Source organism: Streptomyces sp. NPDC041129 (genome assembly GCF_055592265.1).
Map to the genome: position 1 here is coordinate 188,066 of NZ_JBVIYV010000005.1, position 18,734 is coordinate 206,799.

An 18,734-nucleotide genomic window follows, 5' to 3' on the forward strand; every position below is an offset into this window, starting at 1 on the left:
CCAGCCCTTTTCCCGTTGTTGACGGGGAGGGTGCCGGGCCGCTCACCGGTACTCGCACCGGATTACGTATCCACGTCCGTATCCGTGTCCGTGTCGGGATCCTGCTCGGTGTCCGGGTACGCGCCGTCCTCCATCAGCCGCTCGGCGATGTCGTCGGACCAGTGCTGGGCCCAGGCGCGCAGGGCCAGAACCTGGGGCTCGTCCAGGCCGTACCGGCGGAAGTCGGCGTCGGCGTAGAAGTCCGTGCCGGTGAGCCGGGACTGGAGGGTGGGCAGGTCGAAGGGGTCGTGGGCGTGACGGCGGCCCAGTTCCTCCAGGCGGGGCAGGGAGAACCGGGCGGCGGCGCCCCGCGCGTCGACGAGGTCGACGGCCGCTCCCCGGTCGTACAGCGCGCGGATCTTCGTACCGACCGCGTCCTCCAGCGACAGGGCGGGCCCGTACTCGGTCAGCTCGGGCGGCTGCCAGAAGGCCTCCTTGTGCAGCGCGAGCGCGATGGGCTCCCCGCTCGGCGGATCGGTGACGGTGAGCTGCGCGGTGAGCGGGGTGACGGCCCCCACCCGCACCCGGCGTCCGCGCGCCTCCAGGGCCGAGTCGACGGCGGCCACGATCCGCTCCATGACCCTGGGGCTCTCGGTGGCGAAGTCGACATTGGCGTGCGGACGGGACACCAGGCCGTGCGCCTGCAGGGCATAACCGCCCGCGAGCACCAGCGCATACGTGCTGCCTGCGCCGAGAACGTCCGCGAGAAGTCGCAGCTGGGGGTCGGAAGGGGTCACGGCATCCGTACTCTGCCAGAAGGGGGGCGGGGTGGTGGGGCGCCCCGCCCGGAAGACTCCGGTTCAGGTCATCGATCAGGGTCCGGTCCGGGCAGGCTTCGGTCTGTGCTCAACCTGCGGGGCGTGGGAGCTGGGCGGTGAGGCGGTGGGCCAGGAGGGTGGCCGGGCGCCGGTGGCAGGTCGCTGGTGGACAGTTTCTCTGGCGTGTCCGCGGTGGTTCACGCCTTCTTGCTCGGGGACGGCGAACACGCCGAGGCCCGGAAACGTAATGTTTCCGGGCCTCTCTCGATGTGGAGACGGGGCTACGCGGTCGGCTTCGCAGCCAGGCGCTGGAAGAGGGCCGTTCCCCCGGCGACCGTCACACTCAGCCCTCTTCGCCGCCGAAGCGCTCCTTGTAGTTCTCCAGGTCCTCGTCCGTGAGCTTGGCGAAGAGGACCGGCGGGACCGTGAAGGGGGTGCCGGCGGGAACGGAGGAGAGGGTCTTCGCCTCGGCCGCCGTGACCCACGTCGCCGTGTCGTCCTTGAGGGAGAACGCCTCGCGCATCGTCTTCGCCGTCGCCGGGATGAAGGGCTCGGAGACCACCGCGTACAGGTGGATCAGGTTCATCGCAGTGCGCAGGGTGAGCGCCGCGCCGTCCTTGTTCGTCTTGATCTCCAGCCAGGGGGCCTTCTCCTCCAGGTAGGAGTTGCCCGCCGACCACAGGGCGCGCAGGGCGGCGGCCGCCTTGCGGAACTGGAGTGCCTCCATCTGCTCCTCGTACTCGGCCAGCAGGCGCGCGATCTCCTCACCGAGCTTCGCCTCGGCCTCGCCCGGCTCGCCGCCGGCCGGCACGTCGTCGCCGAAGCGCTTGCGGGAGAACGACAGGACCCGGTTGACGAAGTTGCCGAGGGTGTCGGCGAGGTCCTTGTTGACCGTGGCGGTGAAGTGCTCCCAGGTGAAGGACGAGTCGTCCGACTCGGGGGCGTTGGCGATCAGGAAGTAACGCCAGTAGTCGGCGGGCAGGATGTCCAGCGCCTGGTCGGTGAAGACGCCGCGCTTCTGCGAGGTGGAGAACTTGCCGCCGTAGTACGTCAGCCAGTTGAAGGCCTTGACGAAGTCGACCTTCTTCCACGGCTCACGCACGCCCAGCTCGGTGGCCGGGAACATCACGGTGTGGAAGGGGACGTTGTCCTTGGCCATGAACTCCGTGTAGCGGACCTCGGTGTCCACGTCGTACCACCACGACTTCCAGTCCCGGTTCTCCGGGTCCTGGTCCGCCCACTCCTTCGTCGCGCCGATGTACTCGATCGGGGCGTCGAACCAGACGTAGAAGACCTTGCCCTCGGCCGCCAGCTCCGGCCAGGCGTCCGCGGGCACGGGGACGCCCCAGTCCAGATCGCGGGTGATCGCACGGTCGTGCAGGCCCTCGTTCAGCCACTTGCGGGCGATGGAGGAGGCGAGCTGCGGCCAGTCGTCCTCGTGGCGGGCCACCCACTGCTCGACCTCGTGCTGCAGCTTCGACTGCAGCAGGAAGAGGTGCTTGGTCTCGCGGACCTCCAGGTCCGTGGAGCCGGAGATGGCCGAGCGCGGGTTGATCAGATCGGTCGGGTCCAGCACGCGGGTGCAGTTCTCGCACTGGTCGCCGCGGGCCTTGTCGTAGCCGCAGTGGGGACAGGTGCCCTCGACGTAGCGGTCCGGGAGGAAGCGGCCGTCGGTGGGGCTGTACACCTGGCGGATGGCGCGCTCTTCGATGAAACCGTTCTCGTTGAGCTTGCGGGCGAAGTGCTGGGTGATGTCCCGGTTCTCCGCCGAGGAGCTGCGGCCGAAGTAGTCGAAGGCCAGCGCGAAGCCGTCGTAGACCGCCTTCTGCGCGTCGTGCGCCTGGGCGCAGAACTCGTCCACCGCGAGGCCCTGCTCCTTCGCGGCCAGCTCGGCGGGAGTGCCGTGCTCGTCCGTGGCGCAGATGTACAGGACGTCGTGGCCGCGCTGGCGGAGGTACCGGGAGTACACGTCCGCCGGGAGCATGGACCCCACCATGTTGCCCAGGTGCTTGATCCCGTTGATGTACGGAAGGGCGCTGGTGATGAGGTGTCGAGCCATCGGGGGCTGCTCCCAGGTCGGGTTGTTTTGCGAACCTTGAAATCGTAGCCGACATGTGTATGCCGCCCGCCTCCCGTTTTACGGGGTGAGAAGCGGGCGGCATTTTTTGCGCGGTGCGTTGTGCGCCGTTACGGGGTGTTACGGGCGCCAGGCCGCGAGGACGCCCTCGTAGAGCTCGGTGTCCGTGAGCTCTCGGGGGGTGGGGCCGGCGTGGAAGAAGGACGTGTTGTCGGTCTTCAGTTTGCGCAGGTAGTCGAAGGCCTTGTTGTCGTGCTCGCCGAACGCGACGAAGGAGAAGAAGACGCAGGGGTGGTTCTTCGCGGCCTCGGTGAGGGACTGGGTCGCGGGGGTCTTGGCGTCGGGGGCGCCGTCCGTCTGGAAGACCACCAGTACGGGGGTGCCGGGTTCGTTGTTCTTCTCGTGGTGGGCGAGTACGGCCTCCACGGCGGCGTGGTAGCTGGTGCGGCCCATACGGCCGAGGCTCGCGTGGACGTCGTCGATCTTCGTCTCGTGGTCCTCGGCGAGGGTCAGGTCGGTCGTGCCGTCGATCTCCGTGGAGAAGAGGACGACGTGGACCGTGGCCTCGGGGTCGAGGTGGGCGGCGAGGGCGAGGGTCTGGTCGGCGAGGGCCTGGGCGGAGCCGTCCTTGTAGTACGGGCGCATGCTCGCGGAGCGGTCGAGGACGAGGTAGAGCTTCGCTCGGGTGCCGGTGAGGTTGTTCTTCTTGAGGGTGGCGGTGGCTGCCTTGTAGGCGGTGATGAGGCTGGGGGTGCGGGACTTGATCTTGGTGAGGGGGGTTGCGGGCTTGGCGGAGGGGGCCTGGGGCTCCGCCTGTGCCTGCGGCTCCGCCGGCGCCTCGGCCGCCGGTGCCTGCGGCTCGGGGGACGCCTCGGCGGAGGGTGCCTGCGGCTCGGAGGACGCCTCGGCTTCGCCTTCGGCGGGAGTGTTCCCACCCGCACCACCCGTGCGGCTCTCGTTGTCGGGTGCGGGTGGCCCCTGCGGGGTGTCCTCGCCGTCGGCGGCCTGCGGCTCGGGGGTGGAGGCCTTCGGCTCCGCCTCGGCCTCTGCCTTCGCCTCGGTCGGCTTCGGTGCCCGCTCGGGCTCGTCCTGTGCCTTCGGCTCCGCCTCGGGCTCGGTCGGCTCCGGCGTCGATTCGGCCTCCGCCTCGGCCGTCGGTGCCTGCGGCTCGGGGGTGGCCTCCGCCTCGGTCGGCTTCGGCGCCGGCTCGGCTGTCGCCTCCGCCTCTGCCTTGGCTGGCGCCTCCGGCGCGGCCTCCGCCTCCGGCGTGGCCTCCGCCTCCGGCGCGGCCTCCGCATCCGGCGTCGCCTCCGCCTCCGGCTCCGGTGTCAGGTTGAGGATCAGTTCGGGGGCCGGCGTGTCCGTGGCCGGGGATTCCGCGGAGCGGTCCGGCTGCCTGGGGACCGTGATGCTGTCGAAGGCCGCCGAGACCAGATCGTGTTCGTCGGGGGACGACGTGCGGGGCTCGGGGACCTGGGCGGTCGGGGCCGGGTCGGTGGTCGTCGGCTCCGGTTCCTGCGACGGACGTCGGTCCGCACCCTCTGCTTCGGCGGCGCGCGCCTTGCGCCCCCGGCCGAATGCGTTCCGCAGGAGAGTGAGAATGCCCATGTGCGCAACCCTTTGCGTGAGTTGGTACCCGTTAATCCCTGGCCAGGACGGACACGTAAGGTTAGCGGCCCGAAGTTGCTTTTCGGTCTCCGGCGGAGCCGTGGAGCGTGACGTCGGTGACGAGCGCGCGGTGGTCGGTGCCCGTCAGGCGCAGGAATCGGGCGTCCTCGGCGGAGAAGTCCGAGGTGAGCAGGACGTGGTCGATCTGGGCGCCGATGACGGAGGCCGTGCGGGAGGGCCAGCTCGGGGTGCGGTCGTGGCCTGCGAGGCGGGCCGCGTCGGTCAGGCCGGTGTCGAGGATGCGGCGGAAGGCCTCGTGGTCCTGTGAGGCGTTGAAGTCGCCCGCGAGGATGGTCGGGGTACGGGTGTCCCCGGCGGCGTAGGCGCGGAGCCGGCCGAGTTCGCGTTTCCACCGGCCGACCTGGCCGGGGAGCGGTGGCATCGGGTGGGCGAGCTGGACCCGTACGGCGTGGCCGCGTACGGCGGCCACGGCGCCGGGCATGCCCATCGTGCCGGGCACGCCCGCCGCGGGCCTCAGCGGGAAACGGCTCAGGATCAGGGAGCCCCGGGAGCCGTCCGCAGCCACGGCCCGCCGGTGGGGATAGACGTCGGCGAGTTCCTCGTCCAGGGTGGCCCGGCAGGTGCGCTCGCACTCCTCGACGAGGACGAGGTCGGGGTGGTGGCGGCGGAGCTGCGGGACCAGGGCGGGGGTGCCGCGCCCGAACTCGACGTTCGCGGTCAGGACGCGCAGGGAGGCGAGTGGTGGGCCGTCGGGCTCGTGGACCTTGCCGTAGGGGTCGAGGTACCAGGCCAGCAGACCGAGTACGGCCACCGCCCAGACCAGCCCCGGCCACCAGCGGGCGAGCAGCGCGCACAGCAGGCCGAGTCCGGCCGGCGCGAGCAGCCAGGGCAGGAAGGCGAGCAGCTGCGGTGCGGGCGTGACGCCGTCGGTGCCGGCCATCCGGCAGCCGAGGACCGCGCCGGCCCCGGTGAGGAGCAGTACCACGCACCAGGTGCCCGGTCCGCGTCCGGGTCGATCGGTCACCCGGCCGAGCCTACGGGCGGGGCGTCCACCCGGGCCAGGAACCTCCCCAGTACCTCGTTGAACTTCTCCGGCCGCTCCAGGTTCGGCATGTGGGCCGCGCCCTCGGCCACGTGCAGGGCGGAGTCGGGCAGCAGCGCGTGCATGGCCTCCGCGTCGGCGACCGGTGTGAACGTGTCGTCGGCGCCCACCACGACCAGCGCCGGCACCGAGACCCGGGTCAGCAGCGGGCGGTAGTCGGGACGTTCGGCGCGGCCGCGCAGGGCGGCCGCGGCGCCCTCGGCCGAGGTGGCCGTCATCATGCGGTGCACATGGGCCTTGACCCCGGGATCGGCGTAGGGGGCGACCATCCGCTCCAGGACCTCGTCGGCGTAGCCGCGCATGCCCTCGGCGAGCAGCCGGGCGGCCAGGGCGGTCCGGCCCCGTCTGCCCTCGGGGGTCTCGGGGTCGGGGAAGGTGTCCGCGAGGACCAGGCCGCGGACGCGGTCGCCGAAGCGGTCGTAGCACTCCATGGCGATCTGGCCGCCCATCGACAGCCCGGCCAGGACGAAGGTGTCCACCTCCAGGAAGTCGAGCAGCTCCTCGATGTCACGGGCGTGGCGGGAGAGCGGGACGGTGCCGGGGGTCACCGGGGAGGCGCCGTAGCCGCGCAGGTCGGGGGCGATCACCCGGCGCCCGGCGGAGAACGCGGCGAGCTGCGGGGCCCACATCGTGCGGTCGAAGGGGTGGCCGTGGACGAGGACGAGCGGGGCGCGGGTGGAGGTTCCGGGGTTTTTGTCATCGTATGCGAGGAAGGGGGGCATGTGATCGACCCTAGGGTGCCGCGTCTTCTCGGTGCAATAAAATCTTTGCCCTCGGTGCAATCCAACGTGCGTTACGGCAGGGGGACTTGTGGAGGACTACCGGCGTATCGCCGACCGGATCGCCGGTGACATCGGATCCGGGCGGCTCCGGCCGGGGCAACGGCTGCCGCCGCAGCGGGCGTTCGCCCGGCGGCACGGGATCGCCGCCTCCACGGCGGGCCGGGTATACGCCGAACTCGTGCGCCGGGGGCTGGTGGTGGGTGAGGTCGGGCGCGGCACGTTCGTGCGGGCGACCGAGCCGGACGGGCAGCCGGGGCGGGCGCTGACCGAGGCGGCCGCCACCACGCCGGTGAACCTGGAGCTGAACTATCCGTCCGCGCCCGGCCAGTCGGAGCTGCTCGCCCCCGCGCTCGCGCCGCTGCTGCGGCCGGACGCGCTGAGCGAGGCGCTGCGGCCCGCCGCGGCCACCGGCACGGACGCGGCGCGGGAGGCGGCCGGCGGGCTGCTGGCCACGGGGGGTTGGCGGCCCGACCCGGCGGGGCTGCTCTTCACCGGCAACGCCCGCCAGGCCATCGCCGCCACCCTCGCCTCCCTGGTCCGGCCGGGCGGCCGGGTCGGTGTGGAGCCGCTGACGTATCCGCTGGTCAAGGAGATCGCGGCCCGGCTCGGCTGCGTGCTCGTCCCGCTCGCGGCCGACAACCGGGGGCCGCTCGCCGAGTCGGTCGCCGCGGCCCACCGGGCCGCCCCGCTGTCCGCCCTCTACCTCCAGCCGACCCTGCACAACCCGACCTCGCTGACCATGGACGCCGAGCGCCGGGAGCGGGTGGCCGATGTCGTGCACAGCCTGGGGATACCGGTCGTGGAGGACCGGATCTGGTCCTTCCTGGAGCCGGCCGGCCCGCCGCCGCTGGCCGCGCTCGCCCCGGATCTCGTGCACCTGGTGGACGGGCTGTCCAAGCGGGTCGCGCCGGGGCTCACCGTGGGGTTCGCCTCCGTACCGGCCGAGCGGGCCGAGGCGGTGGCGCGTGCCATCAGGTCCGGCGGCTGGAGCGCGGGCTCCTTCGCGCTGGAGGCGGCCGTGCGGTGGATCGGCGACGGGACCGTGGCGCGGCTGGTCGCCGCCAAGCGGCGGGACGCCGCGCGCCGGCAGCGGCTGGCCATCGACGAGCTGGCGGGTTTCGACGTACGGTCCGACCCGGCCGCCTACTTCGCCTGGTGGCGGCTGCCCGCGCCCTGGCGGGCGGACACCTTCACCGCGGCCGCGCGCGCACACGGGATCGCGGTGACCCCGGGCACGGCGTTCCGGGTGGATCCGAGCACCACGCCGGACGCGGTCAGACTCGGGCTCGGGTCGGTTCCGGAGCGGGAGCTTGGGCGGGCGCTGCGGATCCTCGCCGGCGTCGCGCGGGACGGGGCGGCCGCAGCCTGCGGGTGAGCAGGGCGGTGAGGGCCACCACGAGACCGAGGCCGATCAGCAGCCAGGAGGCCGTGCGCAGGGTGCCGGTCAGGGCGTCGTAGACCGCTCCCGCTGCCGGATGGGACACGCCTTCGGCCAGGCCGTCGAGGGTGAGGCCGCGGCCGATGACGAGGGCTAGGTTGAGCAGGCCGCCGCCCAGGGCCGTGCCGAGCGCGGTCGCCACGATCGCGCCCCGGCGGTGGACGGCCAGGGCGATACCGGCGACCGCGAAGACGAGGGCCGCGACGGGGCACCAGAAACCGGCGACTTCGAGCACGTGGAATCCCTTCCGCAGCGGGGCCACCTCGCGTGCCTCGAGCACGGGCACCGCGGTGTGCTCCACCGGGATGCGCGCGGCCAGCGCGATGTGGTCGTCGGTGAGCTGCTGTTTGACCTGGGCGGTGACGGGGGCGAGGTCGACGGTGACCGGGCCGTCGCCCGCGTCGCCGGCGGCGGTGTCCTCGCGCAGGGCGCGCAGGACGGCGTCGTGGGTGACCCGGTTGCCGGTGTCCCAGGCCATCCGGAAGGCCCGGGTCTGGGTGAAGGAGCGCACCGCCTCGTGCACGAACGGGGTGACCGAGCCCTCCAGCGGGCGGACGTGCATCCGCTGGTCCACCTCGCGCAGGATGCCGTCCCCCACGGTCTCCGCGACGGCTTCCCGCACGTCGGGGTCGGCGGCGAGCGGGGCCATCGCGGTGACGTACCGGCCCGTGTCGGCGAGTCCGTACGCCGCCCAGGCCGCCAGCGCGCCGAACGGCACGAGGAGGCAGGACACGGCGATCAGGGCGGCCGACAGGGCGCTCCTGAGGCGTGGGGGCACCCTTCAAGGCAAGAGCCGCCCGCCCGGGTGCGCGAGCGGGGCGCCCGCATTCGGGGGACGGGGCGCGGCCGAACGGCCCACCCGGGCCGCCTCCCCCACTTCCGCTCGCCGGAACCGGGCGAATCCGCCCTCCGGTGGAGGGTTCACCCGAACGGGTGTTTCCTGGTGCTTGGGAGACGCCGGGCCGCGGGAAGCGGGCCCGGCGACCGGTGAGGAAGGGAAGCACAGGGGAGTGCGTGGGCCCCGGCCGGGTCGTCCGGCCGGGGCCCACGCGCGTGCCGCGCGATCCGCGGACACGGTCCAGCGCGCTCGGCGCGGGACCGCGTGCTCAGCGGATGCGGTGGCCGGCCGCGTCCTCGTGCGTGTAGTAGCGGTAGAACAGCACCGCGAACGTGGGCACGGCGATCGCCAGGGCCAGGACCGTGGACTCCCACACGCCGTGGCCGCGGCCGCTCAGGCTGTACAGGAAGCCGACCGCGATTCCCGTGAAGGCCGCCCACAGGACCGCGTGCACCTCGCGCCGGCAGCGCGCGGCGAAGTACTCCAGGGCCCGGAAGACGGCGAAGAAGACGATGCCCGTCACCACGCCGAACAGCACGTTCAAGCCGGTGATGGGGCCGCCGTAGCGGGTGTTGGCGGCGGCCCAGTAGCCGTAGATCAGGCCGAGCACGATGGGCAGCACCCACCGCGCCATCGCGTGGGTCCGCTCGTCGAAGACATCGGGCGGCCGGTGGCGGGCGGCCGCGTCCGGGCCGCCGAGTGCGGGCGCTGTCGTGCGCCCGGGCATTCCACCGGGCGCGGGTGCCGCTTGAGCCATGAGAGCACTCCTCTCGCTCCTCGCCCCCGGTCTCCAGGGCACACCTGTGGGGACGGCCTGGCAAGTCGGTCGGACGGGCCGGGTGCCCGGATGCGACCGTTTCGATGCCGTGCTTCGCTGAGGGTCATGGAGCGCTGCCCGCCGTGACGCAGATGGAGTCCCGGCGCCGGCGGCAGCCGCTGCGGACTCGTGAGCGGATCGCGGTGCAGGCGCTGCCCCTGCTGCTCCTCGCCGGCATCACGGTGCTGGATCTCAGGACCAGTGAATGGTTCCGGATCGTCTCCTGGATCGTGCTGGTCCCCGGCACGGCCGCCGCGCTCTGCGGGGTGTGGACGACCGCCGGGTACGCGGTGCTCTCCCTGTTCACGTACGTCGCCGTGGACCGCGCCTTCCCCAGCGAGCACCGGGCCGGTCTCGCCGACCTCCTGCTCGTCGCCCTCGGCGGCGCCCTCGCCACGCTGGCCTCCGCCGCGCGGGCGCGCAGGGAGCGGCAGCTGCTGCACATGCGGGACATCGCCGACACCACCCGCCGCACCGTGCTGCGCAGGCTGCCGCCGGACTGGGGAGGGCTGGAGCACGCGGGTGCCTATCTCGCCGCCGACGTGGACGCCCGGGTCGGCGGTGACTACTACGACATCCAGCCCGGCCCGCACGGCACCCGGGTCCTCGTCGGGGACGTCCAGGGCAAGGGGCTGGGCGCGGTGGAGACGGCGGCCGCGCTGCTCGGCACCTTCCGGGAGGCCGCCTATCACGAGGCGGAGCTCACGGTCGTCGCCGAGCGGCTGGAGACCCGTATGACCCGGCACCGCCTGCACCGCGTCGCGCTCGGCCGGGACGACGGCGACCGCTTCTCCACCGCCGTGCTGCTCGGCTTCCCCGAGGACGACCCGGACACGGTCGAGCTGATCAACTTCGGCCACGAGCCGCCGCTCGCCGTCGGCCCGCACGGAGTGCGCGCCCTGCCGGCCGGTGACGGCCTGCCCCTCGGACTCGGCGACCTGGTGGCCGGCTGCCCGCCGCTGCACCGGGTGCCGCTGGGCCGCGAGGAGACGCTGCTGCTGGTGACCGACGGGGTGACCGAGGCGCGGGACAGGGCCGGGGAGTTCTACCCGCTCGTCCCGGAGGTGACCCGGGCGGTCGCGGCCGACCCGGGCCGCGCCGAGCCGCACCGGCTGGTGCGCCGGGTCCGCGACGGCGTGCTCCGGCACACCGGCGGTCACCTGGGCGACGACACCACGGTGTTCGCCATTCGGCGGATGCGCGAAGACCCCGAACAGGGACGTTTGCGGTCCTGAGCCGACCCTTTGCAGCAGCAGCGGCTACGGTGCTGGCTGTAGGGCGATCCACAGGGGAGGGACGATGCCCGGAACCGTGCTGCTGCTCGCGGCCTCGCCGCTGGGCCGGGGGCGTCTGGTGGACGCGGCCGGTGTGCTGCCCGTCCTCGCCGCGGTCGCTCCCGCGGTGCTGTCCGGCACCGACACCGCGAACGTGGTCGAACTCGCCGACCCGCTCGAGCCGCAGGCCGTCCTCACCCGGCTGCGCGCCGCCGCGGCCGCGCCCGGACCGCTCACCGTGTACGTCACCGGCCAGCTGCACCTGGACCGGCGCCAGCGCCGACCGCATCTCGCGCTGGCCCGCACCACCCCGGCGACCGTCCGCTACACGGCCCTGCCCTGGGCGTGGATCCGGGAGGAGCTGCGGCTGCGCTCCGCGGCCGACACCGCGCTCGTGGTCGATCTGCACGCGGACGCGGAAACCTGGCGGCAACTGGCCGAGCACCCGCTGGACTCCGGGCGCACGACCGCGGTCTACGGCCGTATCGCGCCCCCGGCCAGGGGCCGGGGTCCGGCCGAGCCGGCGTACATGAAGGCGGTGGCGACCCTGCTGCGCAGCGGGCACCGGCCGCCGCTCGCCGAGCTGCACGAGCACGCCCTGGCGCGGGTCACCGAGCCGGGCGCGGGAAGGGACCTGGTGCTGGCCGGCCCCGGGGGCTTCGCCCACCGGCCCGTCCCCCTGCCGGTGGTGCCGCGTCCGTACACGCCAAACGCCCCGGTGACCGCCCCGCCGGCGCAGGGCGATCCGCACGCGGCCATCAGCGACGCCGTCCGTGCGGGCCGGCACGCCGAGGCCGACGCGTTCGCCGCGCGGCAGGAGGAGGCCGCCGTGCGCGCCTTCGGTCCCGCCTCGGGGGAGGCCCTGCACTGGGCCGAGGTCCGGGCGGACCTCGCCATGTTCGCGGGCGACGCGGCGCGGAGCTGCCGGGCCTGGCTGGCGGTGGCCGGGGTGCGGCTGGCCGCGGGGCAGGCGCCGGACACGCCCGCCGTGGAGGCGGCCGTGGACCGGGCCCATCACCAGTGGGGGAGCATCAAGGACGCGGCGCGGGCCCGTGAACTCGGACCCGCGCTCGCGGAGTTGAGGCTGCGGGTGCCGGGCCGCCGGCGGGGCGCGCTGGAGAACGTCCAGCGGCATCTGCGGCAGCTCCAGGCGGGATGACCCCGATCAGCTGGTGAAGACGTAGTACTTCCAGGCGCCGTGCGTCGTGGAGTTGACGTTGTCACCCGACGAGAAGTTGTAGTACGAGGAGCGGACGCGCGTCCGCCAGCCGGTGCTGTGCGTACCGGTCAGGTGGACCCGGGAGACACCGTCGGTTTCCAGCGCGAAGTACTGGGCTCCGGCGCGCTGCCACCGGCCGTCGGCGTAGATGTCGATCTCGAGGCGCTGCTTGCGGCCCCGGTAGTACGTCATGTCCGTGGTGAACAGCGGGTCCTTGGACTTGTGGAAGTAGTAGTAGGTGTGACCGTAGGTGTACTTGGTCTTGTAGTGCCCGCTCACCGACGTGGAGACCTTCACCTCGGCGCCGGCCGTGCTCGACACCGACCGCGGCTGGTAGTGGGAGTCGCCCGCGAACTTCGCCGTGACCTTGGTGTCGCGCTTCATGTCGACGACGGTGGTCAGGTTGCCGTGGGAGTCGACGGTGCCGCTCCTCACCAGCTTGTTCGGCTTGTCCGCGCCGTACGGGTCGGCCCAGATCTCCACCGTGCGGTTCTTGTACGTCGAACCCAGGTGCGCGGTGAACTTCACGTCCTTGCCGTACGCGTACACCTTGCCGTTGTTGTCGATCGACAGGCTCGGCGTGGCGCGGGAGACCTCGACGCTGTCCGAGGCGGTGGCGGAGGTGTGGGTGGCGTCGCCGGCGTACGTCACCGTGTACGTGACCTTGGAGCCGGCCGTCGGGGTGTCGGTGAAGGAGAACGTGCCGCCGGTGCCGAGGGTCTTGGTGCCGAGGGACTTGCCGCTCGGTGAGTCCAGGTCCTTGCGGGTCACCTTCAGCGGGGTGCCTGCGGGCAGGGCGACGCCCGCGGTCAGCTTGCCGGTGACGGTGAGCGACTTGGCCCGGGTGCCGGTCGAGGGGGCGTTCACCGTCAGGACGGGCGCGTACTTGCGCGGCTCGTCGACCCGGTGCAGCCGGGTGGAGGTGTCGTAGCCCGTCTGCACGAACAGCTCGCCGCCGTCCGGCGTCCAGCTGATCGCGTGCCCGCCGCCCGGCGTGAAGGTGGGGGAGAGGTCGCGGACGCTCGGCGTGCCGTCGGCGCCGCCGGTGAACACGTAGGTGTCACCATCGCCGCCGGTGTCGGAGACGGCCGCCGCGACCGTGCCGTCCGGGGCGATGCTGACCGCTTTCGGGCTGCTCGGGACCGGGTAGGTGCGCACTTCGGACAGGTCGGAGAGGCGGTACTCGGTCAGGGCGCGGGTGCCGGGACCGGCCACCACGACGTTCTGGCCGTCCGGGGTGAGGGCGGCGTCCGCGTAGGAGCCGCCCTTCTCGGCGGAGACCTTGATCGTCGGGGTGCCGGAGGAGATGTCGTAGACGACGATCGGGCCGGAGCTGATGTTCGCGTCGAGCGCCAGCAGCGTGCCCGGGTTGTCGGGGTCGGCGTAGATCTCGGGCGGGCTGGAGAAGTCGTGGTCGCCTTCGAGGGCGAGGGTGACCGTCGGGGTCCCGGCGCTCAGGTCGACCACGCCGAGCCCGGAGTCCCACTGGTCGCCGTAGCCGAACCAGAGCCTGCCGTCGGCGTAGGCCAGACGGGAGGGGGCGGTCTTGTCGCCGGTCGGGTACTCCGCCGTCTGCTGGAGCGTGCCGGTGTCGATCGCGACGATCTTGTCGGCTTCGGAGACCGCCGCGTACAGGGTGCCCCCGTCCGGGCTCAGCTCCAGGTCCTTGACCTGGCCGAGGCCGGTGACGGTGCCGACGACCTGGCCCGAGTAGTCGGTGACGACGATCTGGTTCCTGTAGCTGTCGCTGAGGAAGACCTGCTGGTGGATGCCGTCGACCACGGTGTCGTCGACGTTCCAGACCGGAATGGACCGGTCGGTGTCGGCGTACGACGGCGCGGCGAGCGCCATCGAGCCGATCATGGCCGCCAGGGCGGCGGCCGCGGGAAGGGTGCGCATACGCACGCTGATTCGAACCCCCCGGAACGAATGAGGAGATGGAGTGCCACGCGGCACGGCCGGTGTAGAGCCCCCTGGGTGCCGGGCGTGGCGAGTGAGCGAAGACTAAGGCACGTGGCCGGTAAAAGCGCTGGTGGCCCCAGGTTTCCTTGCCCGGGGGAAACTCGCTCTACCAGGTGAAACCCGGCTGAACCGGCATGCAGGCATCGGTCCTGCCGCCGTTCAGCACGGCCGCGGACTCGGGTGCCTTGGCCGGGGCCGCGGACTTCGGGTAGGTGCCGCCGGTGCGCCAGTCGGCGCCCACGGTCAGCGTGACGCCCGTGACGTCGGTGGACGCGCGCACCTGGGTCAGCGGGATGCCGAGGGCCTTGGCCACGGCCTGGGCGTCACCCTCCAGGTGGTGGCTCGGGTACAGGACGGCGGTGGTGGTTCCCGTCGCGGCGGTGGTGGTTCCCGTCGCGGCCGTGGCGTCCACGGCGGCCTGGGCGAACCCCTTGTCCCGCAGCGTCCGGACGACTGCCTCGGCCCGGTGGAGCACCGGGGCCTTCGTGCTGGTCCCGGTTGCGTTGCGGACCCGCACGGTGAGGGTGCCGGCCGGGGCGGCGGGGTCGTCCGACACCTGCTCGGTGAGCTGCTGCCCGGCCTTGCCGTCGAGTGGGGTGTCGGTGCGGACCATGGAGACGAGCTGGTCGGCGTCCTCGGTGGCGGGCACCAGCCGGTTGCGGTCCTGGGACCACTGCACGGTGGGCAGCGTCGTCATCGTGATCCGCTCGGTGGGGACCTTCTGCAGCTCCGTGGACAGGTCGTACAGCTTCTTGACCGTGCCCAGGCCCTCGTCGACCGTCAGCGCCTTGGTCGCGGTCTCCGCGAGCCGGCGCATCTCGGTGGGGTTGCCCAGGGTCGCGTTCTCGCGGAGCTGGCGGACCATCGCGTTCATGTACATGTGCTGGGCGTGGGTGCGGCCGATGTCGGTGCCGTCCTCGAAGCCGTAGCGGGTGCGCAGCCACTGCAGGGCCTGCTTCCCCTTGACGTACGTGGTGCCCGCCTTCAGTTTGAGGCCCGAGCCGTGGCCCTCGGCGGTGTGCGACCAGACGTTCTCCTTGACGCAGACCGGGACGCCGCCGATGGCGTCCGCCATCGAGACCACGCCGGAGAAGTCGACCATCATGAAGTGGTCGATGTGGATGCCGGTGAGCTTCTCCCAGGTGGCGACGGTGCAGCCCGGGCCGCCGCGGCCCAGCGACTCGTTGGCCATGGCCAGGGTGAGCGCGCCGTACACCTTGCCGCCGTCGGGGTCGGTGCACCTGGGGATCGGGATCATCGTGTCGCGCGGCAGGCTGACCACGGACATGTTGCCGCGGTCGGCCGAGACGTGCAGCAGCATCTGCACGTCCGCGAGCGGCGGGCGGCCCACGTCGCCCTTGGAGCCGCCGAGCTTCAGGTCCGCCGCGGTGTTCCGGCTGTCCGAGCCGAGCAGCAGGATGTTCAGCGGGGTCTGGCCCTCGGCATTGGGGGCCGCCTTGGGCGGCGTGGAGTCGCCGAGGTTCAGCCTGGCCTTGGTGAGGTTGGCGTTGAGGTGCTCGTAGTAGAGGTATCCGGCGACCGCGCCGCCGAACATCAGGGCCGCCAGGGCGAGGGCCGACCAGCGCAGTATCCGGCGCGCGCGGCGCGGTCTGCCGGATGTGTCGTCGTCCCCGTGGCCGTCGTCGTGCCGGCCGCGGCCGGCCGGCCGCGGCTGTGCGTCCAGCGTCATTCTCTGCCTTCCCACCCCGACGACGGCGCCTGCCGCGTCTCCGGCTGCACCGGATCGCACACATTATCGGCGTGACGCGATGAGATGGGGTGAGTGGTGAGATATGCCACTCCCGTACAACCTTCGAAGGGGTTGACGAACCAGGCCTGACTCACCAGTAGTTCGGGCGGTGAGGGGGTGTCAGGGGTGGGTCCGGCCCACGGCCGGCGGGGCCGGTGCGATGTCCGCCGCCCGGGCCGGTCCCACGTTGGCCACCGTGACCAGCGCCGCCACGGCGAGCACGGCCGCTGCCACTCCCCTGGCGGTGGGCGTCCGGCCGCCCGGGCGGGCCCGGACGTGGGCCGGTGCGCCGGGGTGTCCGTAGGGTTCGGATGTACGACCGGGCACGACGACCTCGCAACAACAGCGGTCTGTTAAGCATGCTTAATCCGCCGTTTAACCTAGAGGCTGGCGGACGTGAACGGCAAGGCCTGCAAGGGGAGTTGGGGGTGACGGGGAGATGCCGGAACGGGACGATCCGCAGGTCGTGGGGCGGCGCGTACAGCAACTGCGTACCGAACGGGGGCTGACGCAACGGCAGTTGGCGGAGCCTGCCTACACGCCCGCCTACATCTCCACCCTGGAGGCGGGCCGGGTCCGCGCCTCCGACGAGGCGCTGCGGCACATCGCCGGCCGGCTCGGGGTCGCCTTCGAGGAGCTGGCCGTGGGGAGGCCCGCCCATCTGGCGACCCACCTCCGGCTGCGGCTCGCCGAGGCCCAGCGCGTTCTGGCCGACGGCGACTGCGAGGAGGCGGCCGCCCAGTACGCCGGGCTGCTCGCCGAGGCGGAGGCCCACGGGCTGCCGGCCGAGCAGGCCACCGCGCTGCTCGGGCTGGGCGAGTCCGCCCTGCAGTCGGGCGAGCTGGGCCGGGCCCGCGAGCACTTCGAGCGGGCCGAGGAGCGCCTGTCCGGGGAGTCGCTGGCCGCCCGGGTGCCCGCCGTCCGCGGCCGGGCGGTCTCCCACTACCTCGCCGGTGAACTCCGCTACGCCGTCTACCTCCTGGAGTCCGCCCTCGACGAGCTGAACCGCGGTGGACTGCACGACCCGGACGCCCTGCTGCTCCTCTACGCCGGCGTCATCGGCCCGTACATGGACATGGGCGCGCACGCCCGCGCCGCCCAGGCCGCCGAGTTCGCCCTCGCACTCGCCCCGCAGGTCGCCGACCCGGCGCTGATCGCCCGGATGCACCGCACGGTCGCCCGCACGCTGCTCGCCGAGGGCCGTCTCGCCGAGGCCGACGCCTCCCTGGCCAAGGCCGCCGAGCTGAACCGGCAGCTCCAGCTCCGCACCGAACTCGCCAACTGCCACTGGATGCGCGGCTACGTCTGCGCCCAGAACGGCGAACTGGACCGCGCCGAGGCCGAGCTGCGGCAGGCCCTCGCCATGTTCTCCGAGACCAGGGCGGCCCTCTACCGCAGCCAGGCCGCCGTCGAGCTGGCCGACGTCCTGCACCGGCTCGGCAGGTCCGCCGAGGCGGCCGAGCTGCTGAACGGGGTCCTCGGGGACTTCTCCTCCGAGCGCGGCGCCGTCCACGCGGCCGCCGCGCACCGCCTCCTCGGCATCATCGCCGAGGACGCTCGCGACACCGAGGCGGCCGAGGAGCACTACGTCCGCGCCCTCAGCCTGCTGGAACGCGCCGGGGCGGCCGGCGACCTCGCCGACCTGTGCCGCCTGCTGGGCGACCTGCTGCGCCGCACCGGCCGGGTGGAAGCGGCCCTCGACGCCTACCGCACCGGCCTGGGCCACCGCACCGCCCCGGGCACCACCACCCTCGGCCCGGCCCCGGTCCCGCCTCCGCTGTGACAGCTTCCGGGACGGGGCTCGGTGCGGTGCCGGTCGCGCCGTGTTCTCGGCCGCCGGCCGGGCCCGGTGCCCGGTTGCGGTCGGCTTCGGGCCGGGTGAGCTGCCCCGAGCCTCCCGGGCACCGGTCTCTCAGACCTCGGCCCGGCCCTGCTTGCGGATGTCCGCCAGACGCAGTGCGCCGATCTGGACGGCCGCCTGGGTCGCCTCGTTCGGCACGTCGCCCAGGCCGCCGTTGGTGAGCGCGAAGGAGTCCTCCCCGACGCGTACGGCGGCCACGTCCATGGTGAGGACGACGTCCTGGCCGTCGGGCGTCGTGGTGTAGAGGGTGAGCCGCAGGCCCTGGCGCGCGTCGCCGACCTGCGGCAGCGGAGCCTCCTGCACCTGGACGTCCTCCACCAGGCCGTTCTCCGTGGTGGCGGTGAACCGGGCGCAGCGCGCCGGCATGGTCCGCAGCCAGGCCAGGGCGGCGTCCACGTCAGCCGGGCGCCGCGCGCCGATCTGGTAGCGGAGCTGGGCGTCGGTGTCGGCGTCGTCCAGGCCGACGGCGACCCGGCCGGGGGCGCCGAGGAGTTCGTCTGCGTAGAGGGCGTCGAGCAGGCGCTGGCACTCCGCCGTCCGCGAGCTCGCCTTCAGCAGGCCGTCGCGCCAGGTGGCCGCCCCGCGCGTCGCCGACCAGGGGGCGCCGAGGTCGTTCTGGGTCAGGAGCGCCGCCCGGGCCTGATCGTCGGTGAGCAGGGTGCCGTCGCCACGGTCGGACGCCTTCGGTGTGGGCGAGGCCGAGTCGACGGTGGGCAGCGGCTGCTCGGCGGTCGGCGGGTGCTCCAGGCCGAGGGCGGCGCAGCCGGTGAGGGTGAGGAGGCCGGCCGCGAGAGCGGCGAGCGGGAGGGCACGGGGGCGTATCGCGGCGGTCATCGGGGGGCCTCCTGTGCGGGCCGGTGGTGGTGCCACCTCTCACGCCACCACCGCCACCACCGGCTCACCAGCGCTCCGGGCCGTCCGGGTGAGGATGCGGGGCCGGCGGCGTCGGGCGCGCCGGGCGAGCCGTCCGGCCGGGCGAGGGGCCGGGCCCGATCCGGTGCTCCTGGCGAGGTCCGGCTCCTCCGCTGTCCCGGGTGTCCGCCTCGGCACCGGCTCGGTTCGGAGCAGGGGTGAATGCCCCCGCGGCTCTCACGTCGCCCTTGAGGTGCCCCTTCCCGGCCTTCCGCGCGAGGGGCCGGGCCCGATCCGGTGCCCGGTCGCAGCTCCCGCGGCTCTCGGCGCTTGTCC

14 protein-coding genes are annotated in these 18,734 nt (G+C 73.2%); 4 read left to right on the forward strand and 10 right to left on the reverse strand.

Annotated features, from left to right (window positions below; translation table 11 throughout):
• Positions 1–62: 62 nt before the first annotated feature.
• From ACZ6B1_RS18780 to ACZ6B1_RS18800, 5 genes are all read right to left on the reverse strand, one after another.
• Entirely contained in the window at positions 63–776 is a 714-nt protein-coding gene (locus ACZ6B1_RS18780) for a nucleotidyl transferase AbiEii/AbiGii toxin family protein (RefSeq protein WP_468779689.1), read from the reverse strand.
• A gap of 364 nt (positions 777–1,140) precedes the next feature.
• Positions 1,141–2,856 (reverse strand): methionine--tRNA ligase, encoded by a 1,716-nt coding sequence (metG, locus tag ACZ6B1_RS18785; RefSeq protein WP_468779691.1) that lies wholly within the window; start codon positions 2,854–2,856, stop codon positions 1,141–1,143.
• A gap of 138 nt (positions 2,857–2,994) precedes the next feature.
• On the reverse strand, positions 2,995–4,482 hold the full coding sequence (locus ACZ6B1_RS18790; RefSeq protein WP_468779693.1) for a VWA domain-containing protein: 1,488 nt from the start codon (positions 4,480–4,482) through the stop codon (positions 2,995–2,997).
• Positions 4,483–4,543: 61 nt separating this feature from the next.
• A complete protein-coding gene (locus tag ACZ6B1_RS18795) occupies positions 4,544–5,527 on the reverse strand; it encodes an endonuclease/exonuclease/phosphatase family protein (RefSeq protein ID WP_468779695.1) in 984 nt (327 codons plus the stop codon).
• On the reverse strand, positions 5,524–6,327 hold the full coding sequence (locus ACZ6B1_RS18800; protein ID WP_468779697.1) for an alpha/beta fold hydrolase: 804 nt from the start codon (positions 6,325–6,327) through the stop codon (positions 5,524–5,526). The genes ACZ6B1_RS18795 and ACZ6B1_RS18800 overlap by 4 nt, the downstream gene beginning before the upstream one ends.
• An 88-nt stretch (positions 6,328–6,415) precedes the next feature.
• Here ACZ6B1_RS18800 and ACZ6B1_RS18805 point away from each other — a divergent pair, with 88 nt between their 5' ends.
• Complete coding sequence (locus ACZ6B1_RS18805) at positions 6,416–7,762, forward strand: aminotransferase-like domain-containing protein (protein ID WP_468779699.1); 1,347 nt, start codon at positions 6,416–6,418, stop codon at positions 7,760–7,762.
• Here the strand turns inward: ACZ6B1_RS18805 and ACZ6B1_RS18810 are convergent.
• Both ACZ6B1_RS18810 and ACZ6B1_RS18815 read right to left on the reverse strand, forming a co-directional pair.
• Complete coding sequence (locus tag ACZ6B1_RS18810; RefSeq protein WP_468779701.1) at positions 7,662–8,603, reverse strand: hypothetical protein; 942 nt, start codon at positions 8,601–8,603, stop codon at positions 7,662–7,664. The genes ACZ6B1_RS18805 and ACZ6B1_RS18810 overlap by 101 nt on opposite strands.
• A gap of 328 nt (positions 8,604–8,931) precedes the next feature.
• Positions 8,932–9,420 carry a hypothetical protein gene (locus tag ACZ6B1_RS18815; RefSeq protein ID WP_468779703.1) on the reverse strand — a complete coding sequence of 163 codons (489 nt, stop codon included), beginning with the start codon at positions 9,418–9,420 and terminating at the stop codon, positions 8,932–8,934.
• A 152-nt stretch (positions 9,421–9,572) separates the two neighbouring features.
• Between ACZ6B1_RS18815 and ACZ6B1_RS18820 the strand changes: the two genes are divergently transcribed.
• The gene (locus tag ACZ6B1_RS18820; RefSeq protein ID WP_468780131.1) at positions 9,573–10,715 is read left to right on the forward strand and encodes a PP2C family protein-serine/threonine phosphatase; all 1,143 of its coding nucleotides are present in this window, start codon (positions 9,573–9,575) and stop codon (positions 10,713–10,715) included.
• Between the two features lie 64 nt (positions 10,716–10,779).
• Complete coding sequence (locus tag ACZ6B1_RS18825; RefSeq protein WP_468779705.1) at positions 10,780–11,913, forward strand: hypothetical protein; 1,134 nt, start codon at positions 10,780–10,782, stop codon at positions 11,911–11,913.
• 6 nt (positions 11,914–11,919) lie between these two features.
• Here ACZ6B1_RS18825 and ACZ6B1_RS18830 read toward each other — a convergent pair whose 3' ends face one another.
• Positions 11,920–13,872 (reverse strand): NHL repeat-containing protein, encoded by a 1,953-nt coding sequence (locus ACZ6B1_RS18830; protein ID WP_468779707.1) that lies wholly within the window; start codon positions 13,870–13,872, stop codon positions 11,920–11,922.
• A 169-nt stretch (positions 13,873–14,041) separates the two neighbouring features.
• The gene (locus tag ACZ6B1_RS18835) at positions 14,042–15,625 is read right to left on the reverse strand and encodes an LCP family protein (protein ID WP_468779709.1); all 1,584 of its coding nucleotides are present in this window, start codon (positions 15,623–15,625) and stop codon (positions 14,042–14,044) included.
• Positions 15,626–16,124: 499 nt separating this feature from the next.
• Between ACZ6B1_RS18835 and ACZ6B1_RS18840 the strand changes: the two genes are divergently transcribed.
• Positions 16,125–17,468, forward strand: a complete 1,344-nt coding sequence (locus tag ACZ6B1_RS18840; RefSeq protein WP_468779711.1) for a helix-turn-helix domain-containing protein — start codon at positions 16,125–16,127, stop codon at positions 17,466–17,468.
• A gap of 129 nt (positions 17,469–17,597) precedes the next feature.
• Here ACZ6B1_RS18840 and ACZ6B1_RS18845 read toward each other — a convergent pair whose 3' ends face one another.
• On the reverse strand, positions 17,598–18,380 hold the full coding sequence (locus ACZ6B1_RS18845; RefSeq protein WP_468779713.1) for a hypothetical protein: 783 nt from the start codon (positions 18,378–18,380) through the stop codon (positions 17,598–17,600).
• Between the last annotated feature and the right edge of the window lie 354 nt (positions 18,381–18,734).